This is a genomic window from Streptomyces sp. NPDC001599, from assembly GCF_042893535.1.
GTDB lineage: Bacteria > Actinomycetota > Actinomycetes > Streptomycetales > Streptomycetaceae > Streptomyces.
Genome location: NZ_JBIAVA010000009.1, coordinates 20,547 through 40,312, shown reverse-complemented (window position 1 = coordinate 40,312; position 19,766 = coordinate 20,547). Strand labels below are relative to the sequence as shown.

The 19,766-nt window shown below is 74.5% G+C and carries 20 protein-coding genes; 9 read left to right on the top strand and 11 right to left on the bottom strand.

Translation table 11 applies throughout. From position 1 onward, the window contains the following. Window positions 1-45 precede the first annotated feature (45 nt). A complete protein-coding gene (locus ACFYZ3_RS22850) occupies window positions 46-1,458 on the bottom strand; it encodes an aminopeptidase P family protein (RefSeq protein WP_388520692.1) in 1,413 nt (470 codons plus the stop codon). Window positions 1,459-1,582: 124 nt separating this feature from the next. On the opposite strand from ACFYZ3_RS22850, the gene ACFYZ3_RS22845 reads away from it, so the two are divergent. Next, on the top strand, window positions 1,583-2,566 hold the full coding sequence (locus tag ACFYZ3_RS22845; RefSeq protein ID WP_388520689.1) for a LuxR family transcriptional regulator: 984 nt from the start codon (window positions 1,583-1,585) through the stop codon (window positions 2,564-2,566). A gap of 56 nt (window positions 2,567-2,622) precedes the next feature. Here the strand turns inward: ACFYZ3_RS22845 and ACFYZ3_RS22840 are convergent, their stop codons facing one another. Further along, window positions 2,623-3,186, bottom strand: a complete 564-nt coding sequence (locus tag ACFYZ3_RS22840; protein WP_388520686.1) for a hypothetical protein — start codon at window positions 3,184-3,186, stop codon at window positions 2,623-2,625. Window positions 3,187-3,228: 42 nt separating this feature from the next. After that, window positions 3,229-4,842, bottom strand: a complete 1,614-nt coding sequence (locus ACFYZ3_RS22835) for a serine protease (RefSeq protein ID WP_388520684.1) — start codon at window positions 4,840-4,842, stop codon at window positions 3,229-3,231. A 317-nt stretch (window positions 4,843-5,159) separates the two neighbouring features. Here ACFYZ3_RS22835 and ACFYZ3_RS22830 point away from each other — a divergent pair, with 317 nt between their 5' ends. After that, entirely contained in the window at window positions 5,160-5,657 is a 498-nt protein-coding gene (locus ACFYZ3_RS22830; protein WP_388520681.1) for a Rieske (2Fe-2S) protein, read from the top strand. Beyond that, window positions 5,654-6,121: a pyridoxamine 5'-phosphate oxidase family protein gene (locus tag ACFYZ3_RS22825; protein WP_361006077.1), complete on the top strand. Its 468-nt coding sequence runs from the start codon at window positions 5,654-5,656 to the stop codon at window positions 6,119-6,121. The genes ACFYZ3_RS22830 and ACFYZ3_RS22825 overlap by 4 nt, the downstream gene beginning before the upstream one ends. Window positions 6,122-6,158: 37 nt before the next feature. On the opposite strand, the gene ACFYZ3_RS22820 is transcribed toward ACFYZ3_RS22825, so the two are convergent. Next, complete coding sequence (locus tag ACFYZ3_RS22820; RefSeq protein WP_388520678.1) at window positions 6,159-7,070, bottom strand: LysR family transcriptional regulator; 912 nt, start codon at window positions 7,068-7,070, stop codon at window positions 6,159-6,161. Window positions 7,071-7,144: 74 nt separating this feature from the next. Here ACFYZ3_RS22820 and ACFYZ3_RS22815 point away from each other — a divergent pair, with 74 nt between their 5' ends. Then, a complete protein-coding gene (locus tag ACFYZ3_RS22815; protein WP_388520676.1) occupies window positions 7,145-8,134 on the top strand; it encodes a DMT family transporter in 990 nt (329 codons plus the stop codon). Window positions 8,135-8,587: 453 nt separating this feature from the next. Here ACFYZ3_RS22815 and ACFYZ3_RS22810 read toward each other — a convergent pair whose 3' ends face one another. Further along, window positions 8,588-9,925: an aminotransferase class I/II-fold pyridoxal phosphate-dependent enzyme gene (locus tag ACFYZ3_RS22810; RefSeq protein WP_388520673.1), complete on the bottom strand. Its 1,338-nt coding sequence runs from the start codon at window positions 9,923-9,925 to the stop codon at window positions 8,588-8,590. Window positions 9,926-9,960: 35 nt separating this feature from the next. On the opposite strand from ACFYZ3_RS22810, the gene ACFYZ3_RS22805 reads away from it, so the two are divergent. Continuing rightward, window positions 9,961-10,647 carry a pyridoxamine 5'-phosphate oxidase family protein gene (locus ACFYZ3_RS22805; protein ID WP_388520671.1) on the top strand — a complete coding sequence of 229 codons (687 nt, stop codon included), beginning with the start codon at window positions 9,961-9,963 and terminating at the stop codon, window positions 10,645-10,647. A gap of 82 nt (window positions 10,648-10,729) precedes the next feature. Here the strand turns inward: ACFYZ3_RS22805 and ACFYZ3_RS22800 are convergent, their stop codons facing one another. The 3 genes from ACFYZ3_RS22800 to ACFYZ3_RS22790 all read right to left on the bottom strand — a co-directional run bounded on the left by ACFYZ3_RS22800 (window position 10,730) and on the right by ACFYZ3_RS22790 (window position 13,627). Continuing rightward, window positions 10,730-11,680, bottom strand: a complete 951-nt coding sequence (locus tag ACFYZ3_RS22800; RefSeq protein ID WP_388520668.1) for a DMT family transporter — start codon at window positions 11,678-11,680, stop codon at window positions 10,730-10,732. Between the two features lie 186 nt (window positions 11,681-11,866). Continuing rightward, entirely contained in the window at window positions 11,867-12,871 is a 1,005-nt protein-coding gene (locus ACFYZ3_RS22795) for a DMT family transporter (RefSeq protein WP_388520665.1), read from the bottom strand. A 216-nt stretch (window positions 12,872-13,087) separates the two neighbouring features. Further along, window positions 13,088-13,627 (bottom strand): Clp protease N-terminal domain-containing protein, encoded by a 540-nt coding sequence (locus ACFYZ3_RS22790; protein WP_388520662.1) that lies wholly within the window; start codon window positions 13,625-13,627, stop codon window positions 13,088-13,090. A gap of 197 nt (window positions 13,628-13,824) precedes the next feature. Between ACFYZ3_RS22790 and ACFYZ3_RS22785 the strand changes: the two genes are divergently transcribed. Then, on the top strand, window positions 13,825-14,013 hold the full coding sequence (locus ACFYZ3_RS22785) for a hypothetical protein (RefSeq protein ID WP_162467732.1): 189 nt from the start codon (window positions 13,825-13,827) through the stop codon (window positions 14,011-14,013). 103 nt (window positions 14,014-14,116) lie between these two features. Here the strand turns inward: ACFYZ3_RS22785 and ACFYZ3_RS22780 are convergent, their stop codons facing one another. The 3 genes from ACFYZ3_RS22780 to ACFYZ3_RS22770 all read right to left on the bottom strand — a co-directional run bounded on the left by ACFYZ3_RS22780 (window position 14,117) and on the right by ACFYZ3_RS22770 (window position 16,782). Continuing rightward, window positions 14,117-14,779, bottom strand: coding sequence for a PadR family transcriptional regulator (locus ACFYZ3_RS22780; protein WP_388520659.1), 663 nt, complete (start codon window positions 14,777-14,779; stop codon window positions 14,117-14,119). A gap of 102 nt (window positions 14,780-14,881) precedes the next feature. Continuing rightward, window positions 14,882-15,568, bottom strand: coding sequence for an ABC transporter ATP-binding protein (locus ACFYZ3_RS22775; RefSeq protein ID WP_388520656.1), 687 nt, complete (start codon window positions 15,566-15,568; stop codon window positions 14,882-14,884). Next, the gene (locus ACFYZ3_RS22770) at window positions 15,565-16,782 is read right to left on the bottom strand and encodes an FtsX-like permease family protein (protein WP_388520653.1); all 1,218 of its coding nucleotides are present in this window, start codon (window positions 16,780-16,782) and stop codon (window positions 15,565-15,567) included. Before ACFYZ3_RS22770 ends, ACFYZ3_RS22775 begins: the two co-directional genes overlap by 4 nt. Before the next feature lie 172 nt (window positions 16,783-16,954). On the opposite strand from ACFYZ3_RS22770, the gene ACFYZ3_RS22765 reads away from it, so the two are divergent. The 3 genes from ACFYZ3_RS22765 to ACFYZ3_RS22755 all read left to right on the top strand — a co-directional run bounded on the left by ACFYZ3_RS22765 (window position 16,955) and on the right by ACFYZ3_RS22755 (window position 19,751). Further along, window positions 16,955-18,169 carry a sensor histidine kinase gene (locus ACFYZ3_RS22765; RefSeq protein ID WP_388520651.1) on the top strand — a complete coding sequence of 405 codons (1,215 nt, stop codon included), beginning with the start codon at window positions 16,955-16,957 and terminating at the stop codon, window positions 18,167-18,169. Continuing rightward, window positions 18,166-18,801: a response regulator gene (locus ACFYZ3_RS22760; protein WP_388520648.1), complete on the top strand. Its 636-nt coding sequence runs from the start codon at window positions 18,166-18,168 to the stop codon at window positions 18,799-18,801. Before ACFYZ3_RS22765 ends, ACFYZ3_RS22760 begins: the two co-directional genes overlap by 4 nt. Window positions 18,802-18,941: 140 nt before the next feature. Then, window positions 18,942-19,751 carry a PhzF family phenazine biosynthesis protein gene (locus ACFYZ3_RS22755; protein ID WP_388520645.1) on the top strand — a complete coding sequence of 270 codons (810 nt, stop codon included), beginning with the start codon at window positions 18,942-18,944 and terminating at the stop codon, window positions 19,749-19,751. The last annotated feature ends 15 nt before the right edge of the window (window positions 19,752-19,766 follow it).

The window sequence follows — 19,766 nt, the reverse complement described above, 5'->3', positions numbered from 1 at the left end:
TCGAGGTCGTCGAGGTCCTCGAGGTCTGGGAGTCCGTCCGCGGGCTCAGCCCGCGAAGCGGGCCATCCAGGCCTCGACCTCGTCGGCGCTGCGGGGCAGGCCCGCGGACAGGTTCTCGTGACCGTCCTCGGTGACGACCAGGTCGTCCTCGATCCGTACGCCGATGCCGCGCCACTCCTCGGGCACGGTCAGGTCGTCCGCCTGGAAGTACAGGCCCGGTTCGACGGTCAGGCACATGCCCGGCTCCAGCACGCCCTCGACGTACTCCTCCGTGCGGGCCCGCGCGCAGTCGTGGACGTCCAGGCCCAGCATGTGACCGGTGCCGGCCATGGTGAAGCGGCGCTGCAGACCCAGCTCGTAGGCCCGCTCGGCGGGGCCCTCGATGAAGCCCCACTCCACCAGCCGCGCCGCCAGGTGGCGCTGGGCGGCCTCGTGGAAGTCGCGGTACGCGGCGCCCGGTTTGACCGTGGCGATCCCGGCCTCCTGGGCCTCGTACACCGCGTCGTAGACCTCGCGCTGGAGCGGCGTGAAGGTGCCGCTGATCGGCAGGGTGCGGGTGACGTCGGCGGTGTAGAGGGAGCGCGTCTCCACACCGGCGTCCAGGAGCAGCAGGTCCCCGGGGCGGACGGGGCCGTCGTTGTCCGTCCAGTGCATGATCGTGGCGTGCTCGCCGGCGGCGCAGATGGTGCCGTAGCCCACCGCGTTGCCCTCCAGGCGTGCCCGGCGGAAGAAGGTGCCCTCCAGCCACCGCTCCGACGAGGCGACGGCCCGGGACAACTCGCCCACGACGTCGGTGAAGCCGCGCACCGTGGAGTCCACCGCCTTGCGCAGCTCCCCGAGTTCCCAGGCGTCCTTGACCAGGCGCAGGTCGCTCAGCGCGTCCTCCAGCTCGGCGTCGCGCTCCTCGTCGGTGGTGACGGCCGCCTCCAGGGCGGGGTCGACCCCGCGCACGATCCGGGTGCGCACCTCGCTGGCGGCGGCCAGGTCGGCGGCCGCGGTGCGCACGTCGCGGCACGGCAGGCCGAGCACCCGCTCCGACTCGGCCAGCGAGCGGCGCCGGCCGGTCCACAGTTCGGCGTGGGCGCCGGTCCAGAACTCGTCGTCGTCACGGCTGTCCCGGGGCAGTTGGTAGCAGTAGGCGTCGTGGCCGCCCTCCGCGCGGGGTTCGAGCACCAGGGCTCCGTCCCGGGCCTGGTCCCCGGTCATGTGCACGTAGCCGGAGTACGGCCGGAAGGGGTAGGTGTCGTCGTTCGAGCGGACCTTGAGGTTGCCCGAGGGGACCACCAGCCGTTCGCCGGGGAACCGAGCGGAGAGCGCGGTACGGCGCAGGGCCGCGTACGGGGCCTGTTCGGCGGGCGGGAGGTCGTGCCGCTCCGTGTCCGCCCAGCCCGTGCGCATCAGGGCGGACAGCTCCGCCGAGAGCGTGGGGTACAGGCTGTTCTTCCGACGGTTCGCCACGTCGTGCACCTTCCTTCGCTGGTTCTTCCGCCCGGACGGTACCGCCTGGTGGCGGGCTGCGGGGCTCAAAAGTGCCAGTGGCACTGATCGGCCACGAGGGACCGGTCGGGCCGATAATCGCCTCATGGCGAACGAGAAGCTCGGCGAGTCCCTCCGCGTACTGGGGCTCGACCCCACGGCCTGCCGGGTCTACCTGGCCCTGCTGGAGCTGTCCCCCGCCCCGCTGGAGGCGATCGGCGCGGCGACCGGCCTGAGCGGGGCCCGGCTCACCGCCGCGTACGCCACGCTGGCGGACACCGGGCTGGCCAGTGCCGCGGCCGGGGGCGCCGACGTCGTGGCGCCGGTGCCGCCAGCGGCGGGCCTGGAGGTGCTCGCGCGGCACCGGGCGGCCGAGCTGGAGGAGTCGCGCATCGCCGTCGGGGGTGCGTTCGAGTCGTTCCGTCGTCGGCGCCTCGCCGACTGCAACGACGGCCTCGTCGAGGTCGTCACCGGGGAGGACGTCGGTCCGCGGATGCGTCACGCGTGGACCAGTGCCCGGGAACAGATCCGGCAGTTCGAGTCCCCGCCCTACGTCCACCTGGCGGGCGCGACGGACGACGCGCTCGCGACGCTGGCCCGCGGGGTGACCCAGCGGGTCGTCTACGCGCGCGAGGCGCTGGAGCGGCCCGGACAGCTCGAGAACGTCGTCGAACCCTGTATCGAGGCGGGTGAGCAGGCCAGGGTGCTGCCGTCGGTGCCGGTCAAGCTGCTGATCATCGACGAGGCGTTCGCGCTGGTGTCGTTGTCGATCAAGGACGCGGACGTGCACAACACCATGCTGGTGGTCCAGCCCTGCGGTCTGCTCTCCGCGCTGGCGGCGCTGTTCGAGCAGACCTGGCGCGACGCCGTCCCGCTGCACGGTGTCGCGGCCCGCCCGGCCGGGCTCGCGCCGGCCGACCGGCGCCTGCTGCGGCTGCTGGCCGCCGGTGCGACCGACGAGGTCGCCGCCCGCGAGCTGGGCATCAGCCGGCGCACGCTGTTCCGGCGTCTCCAGATCCTCATGGCCCGCCTCGGTGCCGCGAACCGCTTCCAGTTGGCCCTTCAGGCCCAGCGCGCGGGCTGGCTGTGAACCCGCCACGGCCGTGACCCCCGCCCGGTCCCGGACGGGGGTCCTCGACGCGGTCGTCAGCACATCTGCGTCTTCATGACGTCATAGGGACTGTTCCAGCTCGCGCAGCCCACGGCACTGTGGTCGTACCAGTTGTGTCCGAACTCGTGCGCGGAGAGCAGGGCGAAGTCGCGCACCATGGTGGACAGGGCGATGCGGCCGCCGTAGTTCCAGTTGCAGCCGACGGCGTTGGATATGCCGCAGCCCGCCACATAGCCGTTGGTGCAGGAGACGGGGGTGCCGCTGGACGCGGTGCGGACGCCGCCTCCCCAGTAGTCGGCGCCGGCGACGATCGCGTTCTCGTAGCCCCGGCACGAGGCGGTGATGTGGTAGTACCAGCTCGCCTGTGGGACGCCCGCGGACTGCTTCGGCGGGGACTGGTCCGCCGGCCGCGCCGTCGCCGAGGACCCGGCCCGGTCGCCGGTGAGCGGGACGCCCTCGGTCGCGGCGGTGGCCTCGGCCGACGCGGCGGGCGGGCCGGGGACGGGGGCCGCCGTCTCGGCCGCCTCGGCGGTGAAGGGCAGGGCCGCCAGCAGGAGGGAGGCCAGGAGCGCTCCGGCTCCCCGCTTGAGCACGGACATGTCGTGTCCTTTCGTGTGGGGGGGGTGGGAAAGGGGGGCGGCTCAGAACTGGAGCGACCAGGCGTCGACCTGGCCGGTGTCGTTGACCCAGTTGTCGCTCACCCGGAGCTTCCAGGTGCCGTTGGCGGGCCGGCCGGAGGCGTCGACCGCGAACGTGCCCCGGACGTCGTCGGTGCCGTCGTAGGCCGCGTAGTCCTTCAGCAGGAAGACGTCGCCGTCGGGGGCGACCAGCTCGACCCTGAGGTCGCCGCGGTAGGTGTGGCGGATGTCGACGGTGACGGAGAGGTCGGCGGGCGCGTTGCCGTCGACGCCGGTGACCGTGAGGGGGGACTCGACGGTGGCCCCGTCCCGGATCGGGTAGTCGTCGGTGTTCTCGAACCGCTGGCCGTCGGAGGGCGGCTGGGTGTCGTCACCGGTACCGGTGAACAGCAGGCGGTCGGGGGACCCGTTGCGGGGGTCGGTGACCTTGCCGGAGGTGGCGTCGGCGACGAGTCGGTCGCGTACCTGGGCGGGGGACCAGTCCGGGTGGGCCGACAGCAGCAGGGCGGCGGCACCGGCGACGTGCGGGGAGGCCATCGAGGTGCCGCTCTCGGTGCGGGAGGCGGAGTCGCCCGCGTTGGAGGCGGAGACGATGTCGTCGCCGGGGGCGAAGATGTCCAGGCAGGAGCCGTAGTTGGAGCCCTGCCCGTTGGACCAGCCGCTGGCGCGGGCGTCGCGGCTGTCGGTGGCGCCGACGGTGACGGCGGCCGGGGTGGAGGAGGGCGAGTACGAGCAGGCGTCGGCGTTGTTGTTGCCGGCCGCGACCACCCAGGTGACGCCCGAGGCGATGGAGGCGGCGACGGCGTCGTTGACGGACTGGGTCCGGCCGCCGCCGATGCTCATGTTGGCCACCGAGGGGCCGTCGGCGTTCCGGGTGACCCAGTCGATGCCCGCGAGGACCGGCGCCCAGGTGTTGCCCGAGGTGCCCTGGCAGTTGAGCACCCGCACGCTGACCAGCCGGACGTCCTTCGCGACGCCGTGGGAGGCGCCGCCGACGGTGCCGGCCACGTGGGTGCCGTGGCCCTGGCAGTCGGAGGCGTTGGAGTCGTCGTCGATGAAGTCGTAGCCGCTGACCGCGCGGCCGCCGAAGTCGTGGTGGCTGAGGCGGACTCCGGTGTCGACGACGTAGGCGGTGACGTCCGGAGCACCTCCGGGGTAGGCGTAGGAGCGGTCGACCGGCAGGTCGCGCTGGTCGATGCGGTCCAGGCCCCACGAGGGCGGGTTGGGCTGGGTGCCGACCGCGTAGGCCACGGCGTCGGCCTCGACGCGGGCGACCGACGGGTCGGCGGCGAGTTCCTCGGCCCGCTGCTCGGTCATCTTCACCGCGAAGCCGCGCAGAGCGGTGGTGTACGTGTATTGCAGGCTGCCTCCGTGGCGTTGGGCCAGCGCCTTGGCCGAGGCGGGTATGTCGGCTCTGGCGACGTTGTCCTCGAGGGTGACGATGTAGGAGCCCTCGACGGCTCCGGCGCGGTCGGCCCCGACGATGTGGCCCCGGTCGTCGGGCGGTACGGGGGCCGCCGCGCCGTTGGCGGCCGCGGCGCCTACGAGCAGGGCGGACGTGGCACCGGCGGCGAGCAGCCCCCGTATGGCACGGACGTCGAACTTCATGGGTTTCATGGGCATCTCCGTGGGGTGTCGTGCGCATGACAAGGCAGTGCAAGCCACCTTTCGCGTCGTCCACACCTCCCGGGGCGTGGAATCGGTGCGACGGTGTCTCGCGAAAGGGAACCTAGGCACCGGCCCGGCGCGCGCCTATCCGGGTCTCACCGGCACGGACACGCAAGTAATTGCGGCGCCCGGTACGACTCGGGGAGTTCCAGCCGAGTTGCCCGGCATCGGTCGGCGACGGACGGCTGCCGGCTCTGAACAACAAGCGCCGCGGGGCCGTACCTCTCGGCAGATCATCACGCATCCACCCCGGAAGGGACCCCAGCATGACCAGCGCATCGTTTCATCCCACAGCGGGACCGGCCCGTCGTACCGTCGTGGCGGCGGCCGGGGCGGCCGGGCTCACCGCCGTGCTGGCCGCCTGCTCAGGCTCGGACGACGACGCGTCCGGCGACAGCGGCACGGCTCCCTCCGGCAGCCCCTCCCAGGAGGCGGGCGGCAGCGGTTCGGGCGGCGGCGAGAACGCGGGGGCCGGGGCCGCCCTCGCGGCGACGGCCGACATCCCCGAGGGCGGCGGGAAGGTCTTCCCCGACCAGAAGGTGGTGGTGACCCAGCCCGCGGCGGGCGACTTCAAGGCCTTCTCCGCCACCTGCACCCACCAGGGTTGCGCCGTGAAGAGCGTGGCCGACGGGCTCATCAACTGCCCCTGCCACAACAGCAGCTTCTCGATCACCGACGGCAGTGTGCAGGGCGGTCCCGCGCCCAAGCCGCTGCCCGCCGTGCAGATCACGGTCAGCGGGGACTCGATCCGGCTGGCCGGATGACCGTGACGCAGCGCCGGGGGCGCCGGATCATGATGACGCCCGGCGAGCTGGAGGCGTTCCTCACCGCCCAGCGCACCTGCCGGGTCGCCACCGTCTCGGCGGACGGCGCCCCGCACGTGAGCACGCTGTGGTTCGTCTGGGACGGTGCCTCGATGTGGCTGTACTCGGTCGTGCGCAGCCGGCGCTGGACGGACCTGCGGCGCGATCCGCGGGTGGCGATCGTCGTCGACACCGGCGAGGAGTACGACGAGTTGCGGGGCGTGGAGCTGTCCGGCCGGGTGGCGTTCGTGGGCGAGGCGCCGCGCACCGGTGAGCTGTGCGCCGAACTCGACTTCCCGGAGACGCTGTTCGCCCGCAAGAACTTCGGCCTCCAGGAGATGCCGCACGACGGCAGGCACGCCTGGCTGCGGCTGACGCCGGAGAAGGTCGTCTCCTGGGACTTCCGCAAGCTGGCACCGGTGTAGCCCGGCGTCCCCGCGCGGTCGTCGCCCCGCCCGCCGTTCAGCCCTCCTCGCCCACCTCCCGCGCCGTCGCCCGCAGCGCGTCCACCGCCGCCCGGATCGACGGGCGGCGGTCGGCGTCCGCGCGCCAGACGACGTACACATGGCGGCGCACCCGCTGCTTCAGCGGCACGGTGACGACCGCGGCGGGCATCGGATGGCGGCCGAGCAGGGGTGCGATGCACACGCCGAGCCCGGCGGCGACCAGCCCGAGCTGGGTGTGCGTCTCGGCGGCGCGATGGCCGACGATCGGCTCGATGCCCTTCGAACGCAGCGTGAACATCAGCCACTCGTGGCAGAACTCGCCCTCGCCCCACGTGATCCACTCGTCCTCGGCGAACTCCGCGAGGTCCACCTCCTCCCGGCCGGCCAGCCGGTGGCCGACGGGCAGGGCGACATCGGCGGGGTCGTCCAGGAGCGGCGCCTTGACGAGTCCGTCGGGCAGCGGCATCGGCTTGTTGTACCAGTCGAGCACGACGGCCAGGTCCAGGTCGCCGCGCACCACGCCGTTGATGCCGCGCTCCGGCTCCAGCTCCGAGGAGCGGATGCGCAGTGCCGGGTGCTTGGTGCGCAGGGCGGCCAGCGCGGCGGGGAAGAGTCCGCGGGCGGCCGTCGGGAACGCCGACAGCCTCAGTTCGCCCGCCACCTGTCCGCGCTGCGCCTCCAGGTCGGCCTGGGCCAGCTCGACCTGGGAGAGGATACGGGCCGCGTGCTCGGCGAGCAGCCGCCCGGCGTCCGTGAGCCGTACGCCCCGCCCGTTCTTGGCGAGGAGCCGCTGACCGGCCTCCCGCTCCAGCTTGGCCATCTGCTGGGAGACGGCCGAGGTGGTGATGTGCAGTCCGGCCGCGGCACCGCTGACCGATCCGTGCCGGGCGAGGGCGTCGAGGGTCCGCAGGCGCTCCAGGTTCAACATGTAAGCAATACTACGAGGTACCCCGTGCGAAATATCGATTGTGCTACGAGGACGGCTGCCTCATCGTTGCCTGCATGAGCAGCAGCGTCCCGTCCCCCTCCGCCCCCTCCCCGGCCCGCCGCGTCCTCGACTGGCGGCTGCGCTTCGGGCTCCTCTCCCTCGTCTGGGGTTTCAGCTTCCTCTTCATGAAGGTGGGCACCGAGAGCTTCGCCCCGTTCCAGGTCACGCTCGGCCGACTGGCGTTCGGTACGGCGGTGGTGGCCGCGGCGATGGCGGTGAAGCGGGAGCGGCTCCCGCGCGGGGCCTGGACGTGGGTGCACCTGACGGTGGCGGGTTTCCTCCTCAACGCGCTGCCGTTCTCCCTGTTCGCCTTCTCCGAGCTGACCATCCCGTCGTCCCTCGCGGGCATCTGCAACGCGACCTCGCCGCTGTGGGGCATGGCCCTGTCGCTGGTCGCCCTGTCCGAGGACCGGCCGACGCGCTGCCGAGTGGCCGGCCTCGGCATCGGCTTCCTCGGCGTCCTGACCGTGCTCGGCGTCTGGCAGGGCTTCCACGGCCTCGACGTCACGGGCACCGCGCTGGCCCTGCTGGCCTCGCTCAGCTATCCGGTCGGCTGGATCTACGTCCGCCGCACCCTGGCGGGCTCCAGCCACTCCCACCTCTCACTGGCCGGCGCCCAGCTGAGCCTGGCCACGCTGCAACTGGCGGTCGTGACACCGCTGTTCACCTCGATGCCCACCAGCTTCCCGGTACTCCCCCTGCTGACGGTCGCCGCCCTGGGCGTCCTCGGCACCGGGCTCGCCTTCCTGATCCAGTACGACCTGGTCGCCGAGGTCGGCCCGACGACGGCCCAGATGGTCACCTACTTCACCCCGGTCATCGCGACGGCCGCGGGCGTCGCCCTCCTCGGCGAGTCGCTGTCCTGGTCGACCCCGGTCGGCGCGGCCGTCGTCCTCGCCGGCGCGGCACTGACCCAGTCCCGGCCCAGGACCGACCGGAGCGGGGCCGCACCCGCGCCGGAGACTCGGGGGACGACGGGAGTACGGCAGGGCTCGCGGGTCTGAGAGGGGCGAGGCGCCGGGCGTGTGCCCTGTCACGCCCCGGTGGGACAGCTCGCCGGATCGCCCGCCGTCCGTGCCGGGAGTCACCCGCCTCCGGGTTCGCCGGGGCGGTTCGCCGCGGCCCGGGAGGGTCCTGGGGCAGCACGCCCGGGCGCAGGCGCGCGCCCCACGCCGTCCGGCCGAGCGGAGGACGGCGCGGTACGGCGCGGTACGGCGCGGTACGGCGCGACGGCACCGGACACCCCCGCCGCCGGGCCCGGCCCGGCCCAGCTCCGCACCCGCACCCGCACCCGCACCCGCACCCGCACCCGCACCCGCACCCGGGGACACCTACCGGCACGCTCCGTGAGGAGACCCGGGGCCCCCACGACGCACCGCTCCGACCGCGAACAAGCACGGCACCCGGCGCCGAGGCCACGGGCGCCGGCCGGCACCCGGGTCCCTCCCGACCCCGCCTCAGACATAGCTCCGCGGCGGACCCGACCCCGGACCCGTCGCCGCGGCGACCGCCTCGGCCAGCGGTCCGAGGTCGTGCTCCCCCAGCGTCGAGACGGTGATCCGGATACCGGGCGGCGCGCCCAGGCGGAAGCGGGCACCGGGGGCGACCGCCCAGCCGGCGTGCAGGAGCCGGGCGACGGCACCCGTCTCGTCCCGCACCGGGATCCACACGTTCATGCCGCTGCGCCCGTGCCCGGCGACCCCGTGTTCCGCGAGGGCACCGAGGAGCCCGTCCCTGCGTCGCCCGTACACCCCCGCCACCGCGCGGGCGTCGACCGCGCCGTCGGCCCACAGCCGGGCCACGGCCCGCTGGGTGATGCGGCTGACCCAGCCGGGGCCCAGCCGCTGCCGCCCGCGCACCCGGTCGAGCGTGACGGGGTCGCCGGTGAGCACGGCGAGCCGCAGGTCGGGACCGCAGGCCTTGGCGGCGGAGCGGACGAAGGCCCAGTGACGGGTCGTACCGGCGAGGGGGTGCAGCGGGAGGTCGACGATGCCGTGGCCGTGGTCGTCCTCGATGAGCAGCGTCCCGGGGTGCTCGCGCAGGACGAACCGCAGCGCACGCGCGCGTGCGCTGCCCACCGCGGCGCCGGTCGGGTTCTGGGCGCGGTCGGTGACCACCAGGGCGCGGGCACCGGCCGCCAGGACCCGGCGCACGTCCTCGGGCAGCGGCCCCTGGTCGTCGACCCCGACGGGGACCGTGCGCAGGCCGAGCGCGGGCACCAGGTCCAGGAGGCTGCCCCACCCCGGGTCCTCGACGGCGACGGCGTCACCGGGCCTGAGATGGGCCGCGAGGACCCGCTCCATGGCGTCCAGGGAGCCGGACGTCACCGCCACGGGCCCGTCCGGCACACCGTCGGCGTCCAGTTCGGCCCGCGCGACGGCGGCCAGCTCCGGATCCACGGGGGCTTGCCCGTAGAGCACCGGTTCACGGTCGCCCTGTTCGGCCGCCACGGCGAACACGGGGCCCAGCGCGGGCAGCAGCGCCGGGTCCGGATTGCCGTCGGACACGTCGCGCACACCCGCGGGCACGTCGACGCGGATGAACTCCCGCCCGGTGGTCGCCGGTTTCGCGCGCACCCGGCTGCCCCTCCGCCCGGCCGTCTCGATGACTCCGCGTTCCCGAAGGGTGCGGTAGGCGGCGGCCACGGTGTTCGGGTTCACCCCGAGCCGCTGCGCCAACTCCCGCATCGGCGGCAGGGGTTGCCCCGGTTCCAGCTCTCCCGAGCCCACCGCGCGCTCGACGCTCGCGGAAATCTCCGCTGCGCCCCGCCCTGTGATCCGATACTCTCCTAGCACAAAGAAGATTATGCACTAGTGCAATGGAGAGCGCCATGCAGGGGACCACGGGGACGCCGCCGCAGCCCGCCGGCACCTACCCGCCCACCGACCGCACCGTCCCCACCCGCTCCCCCGAGCGGGCCGCGTACGACAGGGAGCTGGTGCACGCGATACTCGACGAGGGCTACGTCTGCCACCTCGGCTTCGTCCGCGACGGTGCCCCGGTGGTCCTGCCGACGCTGTACGGCCGGGTGGGCGAGCGGCTCTACGTGCACGGCTCCACGGGTTCGCGCCCGCTGCGGATGACGGGGGCGGCCGACCCGGGCCTGCCGGTGTGCCTGACCGTGACGCACGTGGACGCGCTGGTGCTGGCCCGCTCGGCCTTCCACCACTCGATCAACTACCGGTCGGTGGTGGTGCACGGCACGGCGTACGAGGTGACGGATCCCGAGGAGCGGCGCACGGCCCTGGACGCCCTGGTCGAGCACGTCGTCCCGGGCCGCTCCCGCGACTCGCGGCCGGCCAACAAGAAGGAGCTGGCCGCCACCGCCGTGATCCGCCTCGACCTGAACGAGGTCTCCGCCAAGCTCCGCACGGGCGGGGTGAACGACGAACCGGAGGACCTCTCCCTCCCGCACTGGGCCGGTCTCGTCCCGTTGCGCAAGGGGTACGACGCTCCGGTCGCCGACCCGGCCCTGGCACCCGGCACGGCCCTGCCGGACTACCTCTCGGCCGGGTGACCCCGGTCGGCACGGCTCCCTGCCGGCCGGGGTGACACCGGCCCGCACGGGCGGCGCGGGGTCCCCGGGGAGGCCTCCGCCGTCACGCGGGCGCCGGCCGCGTCCGCGCCTCCCGCGCCGCCCGTGTCTCCGCCACCGCGAGCCCCGCGACCGAGCCGAGCATCAGCAGCGTGCCGGCCAGGGTGGCCGCCGTGAGGTGCTCGCCGAGCAGCAGGACGGCGAGCGCGGCCGCGCTGACCGGCTCCAGGAGCATGATCACGGAGACGGTCGCGGAGCGGACGACGGCCGCGCCGGCGAAGTAGAGCCCGTAGGCGAGCGCGGTCGGGACGGCCGCGACGTAGGCGAGGAGCCACAGGAGCCGAACCGGTTCGGCGGTGTGCGGGACCAGGCCCTCGGCCAGGGCGAGCGGCAGCAGGCACAGGCTCGTGACGGCGAACGCCCCCACGGACGTACCGGCCGCGTCCGCCCCGCCGTCCCGTCCCCACCATCGGGTGAGCAGCGTCATCACCGAGTACCCGGCGGCGGACAGCAGCGCGAGGAGCACACCCGGCAGACTGACGGTCGCACTCCCGCCGCCGAGGACGAGCACCAGGAGCCCGGCGAGGGCGCCGGCCACGGCCGCGGCACCCCCCGCTCCCAGCTGTTCACCGAGGGCGAGGCGCGCGCCGAGGGCGATCAGTACGGGCCCCGCGCCGAGGGTGACCACCGTGGCCTCGGCGAGTCCGGTGGACTGGACGGCGGCGAAGTAGGCGGTCTGGAACACCGCGAGCCCGATACCGGTGACGACGGCCCGCAGCGTCTTGCGGGCGAACGGTTCGCGGACCGCCGGGCGCACCCGCGGCCGCAGCGGGCGGGCGGCGAGCAGCAGCACGAGCCCCGCCGCGCAGCGCCAGAAGGACAGGGCGACGGGCCCCAGGTCGCTGGCACGGTAGACCAGCGAGGCGGCGGCACCGGCGGTGCCCCAGGCGACACCGGCGACGATCAGATAGAGGAGGCCACGCCCTACGGGCAGGCCGGAGACGGCATTCGACACGAGTTCTCTCCGCAGACGCGCACGAGGCGCGGAAGTTCGGGGCGACCCGGAACGACCGGGGCGCGAGGACTTTCGTCTGCGGGCAGCACCGTCCGGCCCGGCGACAGCGCGCCGGGCTCGCTACAGGGCCCGCCTCAGGCGGCCGGAGGCGGGAGGACGAGTGCGTCGGAATGCATGATTCGCACCCTAGGTCGACGTTCCCCGGCTCGACAACTCCCTTTCGGGACCGCCACCGGCCACCGGGTCCGCGGAGCCCTTCGCCGGGGTCGAGGACTGGGCGATGAAGGCGCCCGCCAGCACCACGACGCCGCCGACGACCTGCGGGGCGGAGAGGTGCTCGCCCAGCAGCACCCACGCCAGGACGGTCGCGATGACCGCTTCCAGGCACGCCACGACTCCGGCGACCTGCGGCGACAGCCTGCGTACGGCCACGATTCCGGTGACGTAGGCGAGCACCGTGGCGATGAGCACGACCCAGGCCAGCAGCAGGGCGGCGGCGACGGGCGTGCCGTCCATGGGTGCCGTGCCGGCGAGGACGGACCAGTCCATCGACCAGGGCCGGGCCACGACGGTGAGCACGGCGGCCCCGACGAGCAGGCCGTAGGCGATGACGCCGAGCGGGTCGGGCGCCTCGTCCCCGGCGTCGCTGCCCTGGTCGGACAGGACGAAGTAGCCGACCTGGCAGCAGGCGGCGCCGAGGGCGAGCAGCAGTCCGAGGGCGTCGAAGCCCAGGCCCGACCAGACCTCGACCACGCAGGCGAGTCCGCCGACCGCCAGGACCACGCCGAGCGCGGCGGCCCGCGTGACCGGCCGCCGCTGCACGAACCGCACCCAGCCGAGGACCAGGGCGGGCGCCAGGTACTCGACCAGCAGCGCGACGCCGACGGGGATGCGCGAGATGGCGGCGAAGTAGCAGGCCTGCACACCGGCCACGGCGAACAGTCCGTACCCGGCGACCAGTGCGGGGCGGCGGCGCAGCAGGGCGCGGTGGCGCACGGCGAGCGGCAGCATCACCAGGGCCGCGCCCGCGACGCGCAGCCAGACCACGTGGAGCGGATCGAGTCCGGCCTCGATCAGCGGTTTGGCCGCGACTCCGGAACCTCCGAAGGCGAACGCGGAGACCAGTGCCAGGCCGAGCCCGGTGCCCTTGCCGCGGCTGCCGCGGGCGCTGTCAGTCGTATGCACCGGCACATGATGACAGGGGTCGACATGACCGTCACCCCCGATGACACCTGTCTCACCGACTGGAAGGCGCAGGGGCGCACGCTCGGGAGGAACGAGGGCGGGACACGGGCGGGACGAGGGCGGGACACGGGCGGGACGAGGGCGGGACACGGGCGGGACGAGGGCGGGACACGGGCGGGACGAGGGCGGCACGCGGCAGGGACGGGCGGGACGAGGGCCGGCTCAGGGCGTCGGCTCGAAGTGGCTCTCCACTCGGGCGAGCACGGTGTGCGACTCGACGGCGGCGCGGGCCAGCACCTCGGCGGCGCGCGTCCGCGGGTCCGCGACCAGGGCGGCGAGCAGGTCCGGGCCACCGGCCCGGGCCGCCCCGCGCCGGGCCGCCCGTGCGCACGCGTCCTCCATGGCCGCCGCGGCGGGCGGGGAGAACCCGGCGGCTCCGGTCACGACGGGTACGGCGCCGGAGTCCTCGACGGAGCTCTGCCAGCGCAGGCCGTAGCCGATGCTGCGCTGCACGAGGTAGCCGAGGACGCGCACGACCCGCGGCCCGTCCCCGAGCAGCTCACGGGAGTCCGCGTCGCACTCGAGCAGCGAATGCAGCAGATGGGCCGTGTCGATCTGCCGGTCCCCGTCCCGCACCGCCCGGCGGCGGGCGCCGGAGACCGCCGAGGCCAGTTCCGCGCCGAACCGGTCCTCGAGGTCGGTGCCGTCCGGCCACCGGCCGCCTTGCTCGCCGGCCGACTGCCGGGGGATACGGGGTTGCACATCCCCAGCTCATCAGTCCCACGGAGCCCGGTCATCCCCGAAGGGGAGCATTTCGCCGTCCCACGCGGAGTGGACCCGCCCGGACGGATCTCCTCCTTGCGGATGAGATCAGGCCGTTTCGGCCCACCGGGCGCGCGCCGCCTTGCCGCGCGCCCTCCGGGGCAACCGAAACGTGCCCTCGCGGGTCGAACAGGGGCATGAGGAGCAGGTGCTGGCTCGTGGCGCTGCCCGCCGTCGACGGCAGGCAGTACGTGTACCGGGTGGACGCCCCCGCGGAGGCGCTGCTCGCCGACCTGTTCTGGGAAGCGTGGCACTGCCACGACGAGAGTGCCTTCCCGCGCGCGTGGGACGTCTTCGACGCGGCGGTGATACGGCGCGTCGACTGAACGCCCCCCGAACGCCCGGCCGGCCACTCCCGCACGCGAAGGTGCCCCGCGGATCCGCTCCGCGGGGCACCTCCGTCCTCGTCCGCACCGGTGCTCGCCCGTGTCAGTCCTCGTCGGCGAGGATCAGGTACAGCTTCTTGCGGGCGTCGCCGATGACGGCGAGCGCCTTCTCCCGCTGCTCCTTGCTGCCGGTCTTCCAGACCTGGCCGAAGGCCTCCATCAGTCCGAAACCGGCCTGCCGGATGTCGTTGAGAGCCTCCCAGTCGACGCCTCGCGAGGCCTCCTCCCAGGGTGCCTCCGGACCTTCCTCGGCCGCGGTGCGGCCCGCCTCGGTGAGCGCGAAGAGCTTCTTGCCGCCCTCGCTCTCGCTGGCGATCAGCCCCTCGTCCTCCAGCAGCTGGAGGGTGGGGTACACCGAACCGGGGCTGGGCTTCCACGCCCCGCCGCTGCGCTCGGCGATCTCCTGGATCATCTCGTAGCCGTGCATCGGCCGGTCCTTCAGGAGGGCCAGGATCGAGGCGCGTACATCGCCTCGCCGTGCCCTTCCCCTGGGCCCGCCACGTCCTCGGCCGCCCCAGGGGCCCCCGTGACCGAAGCCGGGCCCGAAGGGACCGCCGGGGCCGCCGCCGGGACCGCCCGGGCCGAAGGGGCCGAATGCCGCACGCCGGCCGTCGAAGCCGCCTCGGCCGAAGGGTCCGAAGGGGCCGCCCTCTCCGTGGCCGGGGCCGTGTCCGCCGTGTCCACGCTCGTATCCGTGGTTGTGCATCGCCATCACTCCACTCAGTCGTTGATCTGTCGCGATGCCTCAACGATATATCGGAACCTGTCGCATGACAAGGCCCCGCGTCCCCGGGTCCGGTGCCGGCCATCAGCTGCTGCCGGGTGCCGGCAGGCGGAGGCGGCCGTCGTGCACCTCGGCGATCCGGTCGGCGGCCGTGAGGTGGGTGCGGTCGTGGGTGACCAGAACGGTGGCGCTCGCCCGCTGGTGGGTGAGGCGGGTGATCAGTGCGATGACGGCGGCGCCGCGCTCGTGGTCGAGGGCGCTCGTGGGTTCGTCGACCAGGAGGACGGTGGGTTCGTTCATCAGGGCCCGGGCGAGGGCGACGCGCTGGCGCTGGCCGCCGGAGAGCTGGTGGGGACGGCGGCCCGCCTGTCCGGCCAGCCCGACCGCGTCGAGGAGCTCCATCGCCCGGCCCCGGGCGGCGCGCGGCCTGCGGCCGTCGATCTGGGCCATGACCTGAAGTTGTTCGACGGCGGTGAGCGAAGGCAGCAGATTGGGCTGCTGGAAGACGATGCCGATCCGGTGGCGGCGCAGCGCGGTCAGCTCGCCGCGGCTCAGACCGGTGGTGGGGGTGCCGTCGACGGTGACGGTCCCGGCGTCGGGCGTGATGAGCGTGGCGGCGACGGCCAGCAGACTGGACTTGCCGGAGCCGGAGGGACCGACCACGGCGGTCAGGCTGCCCCTGGGGACCTCCAGGCTGACCCGGTCGAGCGCGGTCAGGCGCTCCCCGCCGTCGGGGTAGGTGAGGGTGACGTCGGTCAGGCGCAGGCTCATCGGGCGCTCCCCAGGGCGGTCAGCGGGTCGACGGAGGTGATCCGGCGGATGGACAGGGCGGCTCCGAGCGCGCCGAGGAGGACCATCACGGCGGCCGGGAGGAGGACGGTCGCGGGAGTGAGGAGGAACGGCACGGACGAGTCCGCGGCGAGGGCTCCCAGGGCGGCGGCGCCGCCGGTGCCGAGCAGGGTGCCGCCGACCAGCAGGACGACGGCCTGGCCGAGGGCGTCCCTGAGGAGACCGCCGGTGGAGGCACCGAGCGCCTTGAGGACGGCGACGTCACCGCTGCGCTGAATGGTCCACACGGTGAAGAAGGCGCCGACGACGAGCGCGGAGATGGCGAACAGGAAGCCGCGCATCAGCTGCAGGGAGCCGTTCTCCGAGGTGTAGGAGCCGATCGCGGACAGCGAGTCGGTGGTGGCGACGGTCGTGGTGCCGGCCTTCTCGTCCAGGGCCGCCACGTCGGCCTCCGAGGTGGTGCTCAGCGCGATGACGGTGGCGGTGGCGCCGCCGTCGCTCCCACCCCCGGAGGCGCCGTCATCGCGCCCACCCCCGGAGGCGCCGTCATCGCGCCCACCCCCGGAGGCGCCGCCGTCGCTCCCCCCGCCCGAGGCGCCGTCGTCGCTCCCACCGCCGGAGACGCCCTCGTCGCCGGTGGGAGGCGCGGCCTTCCGCCACACGTCCAGGCTGGTCCAGACGACCGGGGTGTGGCTGAAGAAGGCGTCGCCGCGCACCGCGGCCACCCTCAGCCGCTGCCCGGCCAGGGCGAAGGAGTCGCCGCGCCGCACCCCGAGGTCGTCGGCGGCCGTGGTGGACAGCACCGCCGCACCGTCGTCGATCCCGCCGGCGGGGGCGAGGCGGGAGCCGGGCCGTACGCCGAAGGCGGAGACACCGGCGCTCCGGTCCCCCGCGGTGGCCTTGGTGGTGGTGATGCCGAGCGGTTCGGCGTCCTCGACCCCGGGTGCCTCGGACCACTGCCGCCACTGCCGCTCGGTGACCGTGGAGTCGGCGTACGACAGGTCCCCTCCCCCGCCGGGAGCCCGGAAGGCGATCCGGTCGGCGGGCAGGTCCGTGATGGCGGAGGTGTTCTGCCGCCCCAGTCCGGCCGTGAGTCCGGACAGCAGCCCGACCAAGAGGGTGATCAGCACGATGACGGTCCCCATCAGGGCGAAGCGCCCTTTGGCGAACTTGAGGTCTCTCCAGGCGACGAACACGGCCTCGGCCTGTCCTTTCCGACGGTGGCAGCGGTACGGCCCCAACCGTCGCCGCCGGCCCCCCGCACGCGCGTCCGGCGCAGGGGGTCACTTCCCGGGCCGGAAGGCGGCACGCGGGTTGTAACTTTCGATGGAGGCTCCCGGGGCCGGCCTTTCGTAGCCTGGGAGCACTGTGAACGTTTCCGCTCCCGCCCCGACCCCGACCACCCGGGCCCTGTCCTGGTGCCTGCACCTGCTGGTCGTCGGGCTGCTCGTCCTGGTCGCCGCCCGGGCCGTGACGGACGGCCGGTCCCCCACCGGAACGATCGTCGCCGTCGCGGCGGCCTGCGGCCTGGTGTACGCGGCCGGGCCGCTCCTGCCCCGGGTGCGTCTCGTCCCCCGGGCCGCCGCCTGGTGGCTGGCGGCGGTGGGCGCCGTCTGGCTGGTGCTGCTGGCGCTGTCGCCCGAAGCGGTCTGGGTCGCCTTCCCGCTGTACTTCCTCCAGCTCCACCTGCTGTCGCGCCGCGCCGGACCGGTCGCCGTGACCGCCACCGCCGTGGCGGCCGTCGCCGGGTTCGCCGCCCACACCGGCTCCTTCGGCCCGGCGATGGTGATCGGTCCCGCGCTGGGCGCCGCCGTCGCCGTCGCGGTGGTGTGGGGCTATCAGGCCCTCTACCGCGAGAGCGAGCGCCGCCGACGGCTGATCGAGGAGCTGACCGCCACCCGCGCCGACCTCGCCCGGGCCCAGCACACCGCCGGTGTGCTCGCGGAACGCGAGCGGCTGGCCCGCGAGATCCACGACACGCTCGCCCAGGGCCTGTCCAGCATCCAGCTGCTGCTGCGCGCCGCCGAACGCGCGCTGCCCGAGCGGCCCGCTGCCGCCACCGGCCACGTCGTCGCGGCCCGGCAGGCCGCCGTGGACAATCTCGCCGAGGCCCGCCGCTTCGTCGCCGCCCTCACCCCGCCCGCCCTGGAGGACACCACGCTGGCCGACGCCCTGGAGCGCCTGTGCGCCACGGCCCGCGTCCGGCACCGGATCACCGCGCGCTTCCACCTCTCCGGGTCCCCGGCCCCGCTGCCGACGGCCCACGAGGTCGCCCTCCTGCGCGTCGCCCAGTCCGCGCTGGCCAACACGGTCCGCCACGCCGACGCGGGCACGGCCGAGATCACCCTCAGCCACCTCGGCGACCACGTCGCCCTGGACGTCGTCGACGACGGCAGCGGCTTCGACCCCGACGAGCTGCCCCAGCCCGACCCCGAGGCGGGCGGCTTCGGGCTGGCCGCCATGCGCGCCCGCCTGGACGCCCTGGGCGGCACCCTGTCCGTCGAGTCCGCGCCCGGCCGCGGCACCGCCCTGGCCGCCCGACTGCCCCTCACCCCGCCCACCGAGCCCGAGGCCCACCCGTGACCGACAGCCCCGTCCGCCTGCTCCTCGCCGACGACCACCCCGTGGTCAGGGCCGGGCTGCGCGCCGTACTGGAGACCGAACCCGGCATGGTGGTGGTGGCCGAGGCGGCCACCGCCGAGGAGGCCGTCACGCGCGCCGCGCGGGGCGACATCGACGTCGTGCTGATGGACCTGCAGTTCGGCAAGGGGATGAACGGTGCCGAGGCCACCGCCGCCATCGCCGCCCGCCCCGGGGCGCCGCGGGTGCTGATCGTCACCACGTACGACTCCGACGCCGACACCCTGCCCGCCATCGAGGCCGGAGCCACCGGCTACCTCCTCAAGGACGCACCGCCCGAGGACCTGGCCGATGCCGTGCGCACCGCCGCCGCCGGACGCACCGCGCTGGCCCCCACCGTCGCCGACCGGCTCATGAACCGGCTGCGCACCCCCGGCACCACCCTGACCCGGCGCGAGACGGAGGTCCTGGCGCTGGTCGCCGACGGCCTGTCCAACCAGGCCGTCGGCCAACGGCTGCACCTGACCGAGGGCACCGTGAAATCCCACCTGGCCCGCGTCTACGCCAAGCTCGACGTCGACTCGCGCACCGCCGCCGTCGCCACCGCCGCCTCCCTCGGCCTGATCCGCCGCTGACCGCACGCGCGCGGCGCCGACGCCCGCGAAAAGTCCGGGAACCCACGAGAAGACGAGAAGGCCGAACCCACGGGGAAAAGGGTCCAGCACTCCGGGATTGGCCTTGGTCCACGGTCCGGTGCGGGCTCTAGCGTCGGGCCATGCGCATCCGAATCGTCGACGCCTTCACCGACCGGCCCTTCGCCGGCAACCCCGCCGGGGTCCTGCTCCTCGACGCCTTCCCGGACGACGACCGGCTCCAGCGGGTCGCCCTGGAGGTCAACCACTCCGAAACCGCCTTCGCCCACCGCCTGCCCGCGGGCGGCGAGGCGGACTGGGCGCTGCGCTGGTTCACTCCCGTCACCGAGGTCGCGATGTGCGGCCACGCCACGCTGGCCACGGCGCACGTCCTGCACACCACCGGGGCCCACGAGGGGCCGGTGCGGTTCGCCACCCGCAGCGGGGTCCTGGCGGCGACGCCCCGCGAGGACGGCTCGTTCACCCTGGACTTCCCGACCGCGCCGCTCACCCCGGTCGAGGTGCCGCCGGGCATCGCCGCGGCCCTGGGCGCCGAGCCCCGTACCGTCCTGGACACCGGGCCGAACATCGGGGACCTGCTGGTCGAGGTCGCCGACGAGAAGACCGTCCGCGCGCTGGCGCCGGACCTCGAGGCACTGGCCGCCCACTCGGAGCGCGGCATCATCGCCACCGCCCGCGCCGAGGACCCGGCCCGCGGTTACGACTACGTCTCCCGCTGCTTCTTCCCCAAGGTCGGCATCGACGAGGACCCGGTCACCGGCAGCGCGCACACGGCCCTGGCCCCCTTCTGGTCCGAGCGCCTCGGCCGCCCGGACCTCACCGGGCTCCAGGCGTCCTCCCGCTCCGGCCGGGTGCGCACGCAACTGCGCGGCGGGCGCACGCTGCTGAGCGGGCACGCGGTGACGGTGATCGACGGCGAACTGCTGGCCTGACCACACGGCGCCGCC

Coding starts and splice junctions, on each gene's coding strand:
- ACFYZ3_RS22775 (WP_388520656.1), bottom strand. CDS start 15,568: ATGAGCCTGCGCCTGACCGACGTCACCCTCACCTACCCCGACGGCGGG.
- ACFYZ3_RS22805 (WP_388520671.1), top strand. CDS start 9,961: ATGCAGGGGACCACGGGGACGCCGCCGCAGCCCGCCGGCACCTACCCG.
- ACFYZ3_RS22825 (WP_361006077.1), top strand. CDS start 5,654: ATGACCGTGACGCAGCGCCGGGGGCGCCGGATCATGATGACGCCCGGC.
- ACFYZ3_RS22830 (WP_388520681.1), top strand. CDS start 5,160: ATGACCAGCGCATCGTTTCATCCCACAGCGGGACCGGCCCGTCGTACC.
- ACFYZ3_RS22835 (WP_388520684.1), bottom strand. CDS start 4,842: ATGAAACCCATGAAGTTCGACGTCCGTGCCATACGGGGGCTGCTCGCC.
- ACFYZ3_RS22815 (WP_388520676.1), top strand. CDS start 7,145: ATGAGCAGCAGCGTCCCGTCCCCCTCCGCCCCCTCCCCGGCCCGCCGC.
- ACFYZ3_RS22780 (WP_388520659.1), bottom strand. CDS start 14,779: ATGCACAACCACGGATACGAGCGTGGACACGGCGGACACGGCCCCGGC.
- ACFYZ3_RS22755 (WP_388520645.1), top strand. CDS start 18,942: ATGCGCATCCGAATCGTCGACGCCTTCACCGACCGGCCCTTCGCCGGC.
- ACFYZ3_RS22845 (WP_388520689.1), top strand. CDS start 1,583: ATGGCGAACGAGAAGCTCGGCGAGTCCCTCCGCGTACTGGGGCTCGAC.
- ACFYZ3_RS22820 (WP_388520678.1), bottom strand. CDS start 7,070: ATGTTGAACCTGGAGCGCCTGCGGACCCTCGACGCCCTCGCCCGGCAC.
- ACFYZ3_RS22785 (WP_162467732.1), top strand. CDS start 13,825: ATGAGGAGCAGGTGCTGGCTCGTGGCGCTGCCCGCCGTCGACGGCAGG.
- ACFYZ3_RS22840 (WP_388520686.1), bottom strand. CDS start 3,186: ATGTCCGTGCTCAAGCGGGGAGCCGGAGCGCTCCTGGCCTCCCTCCTG.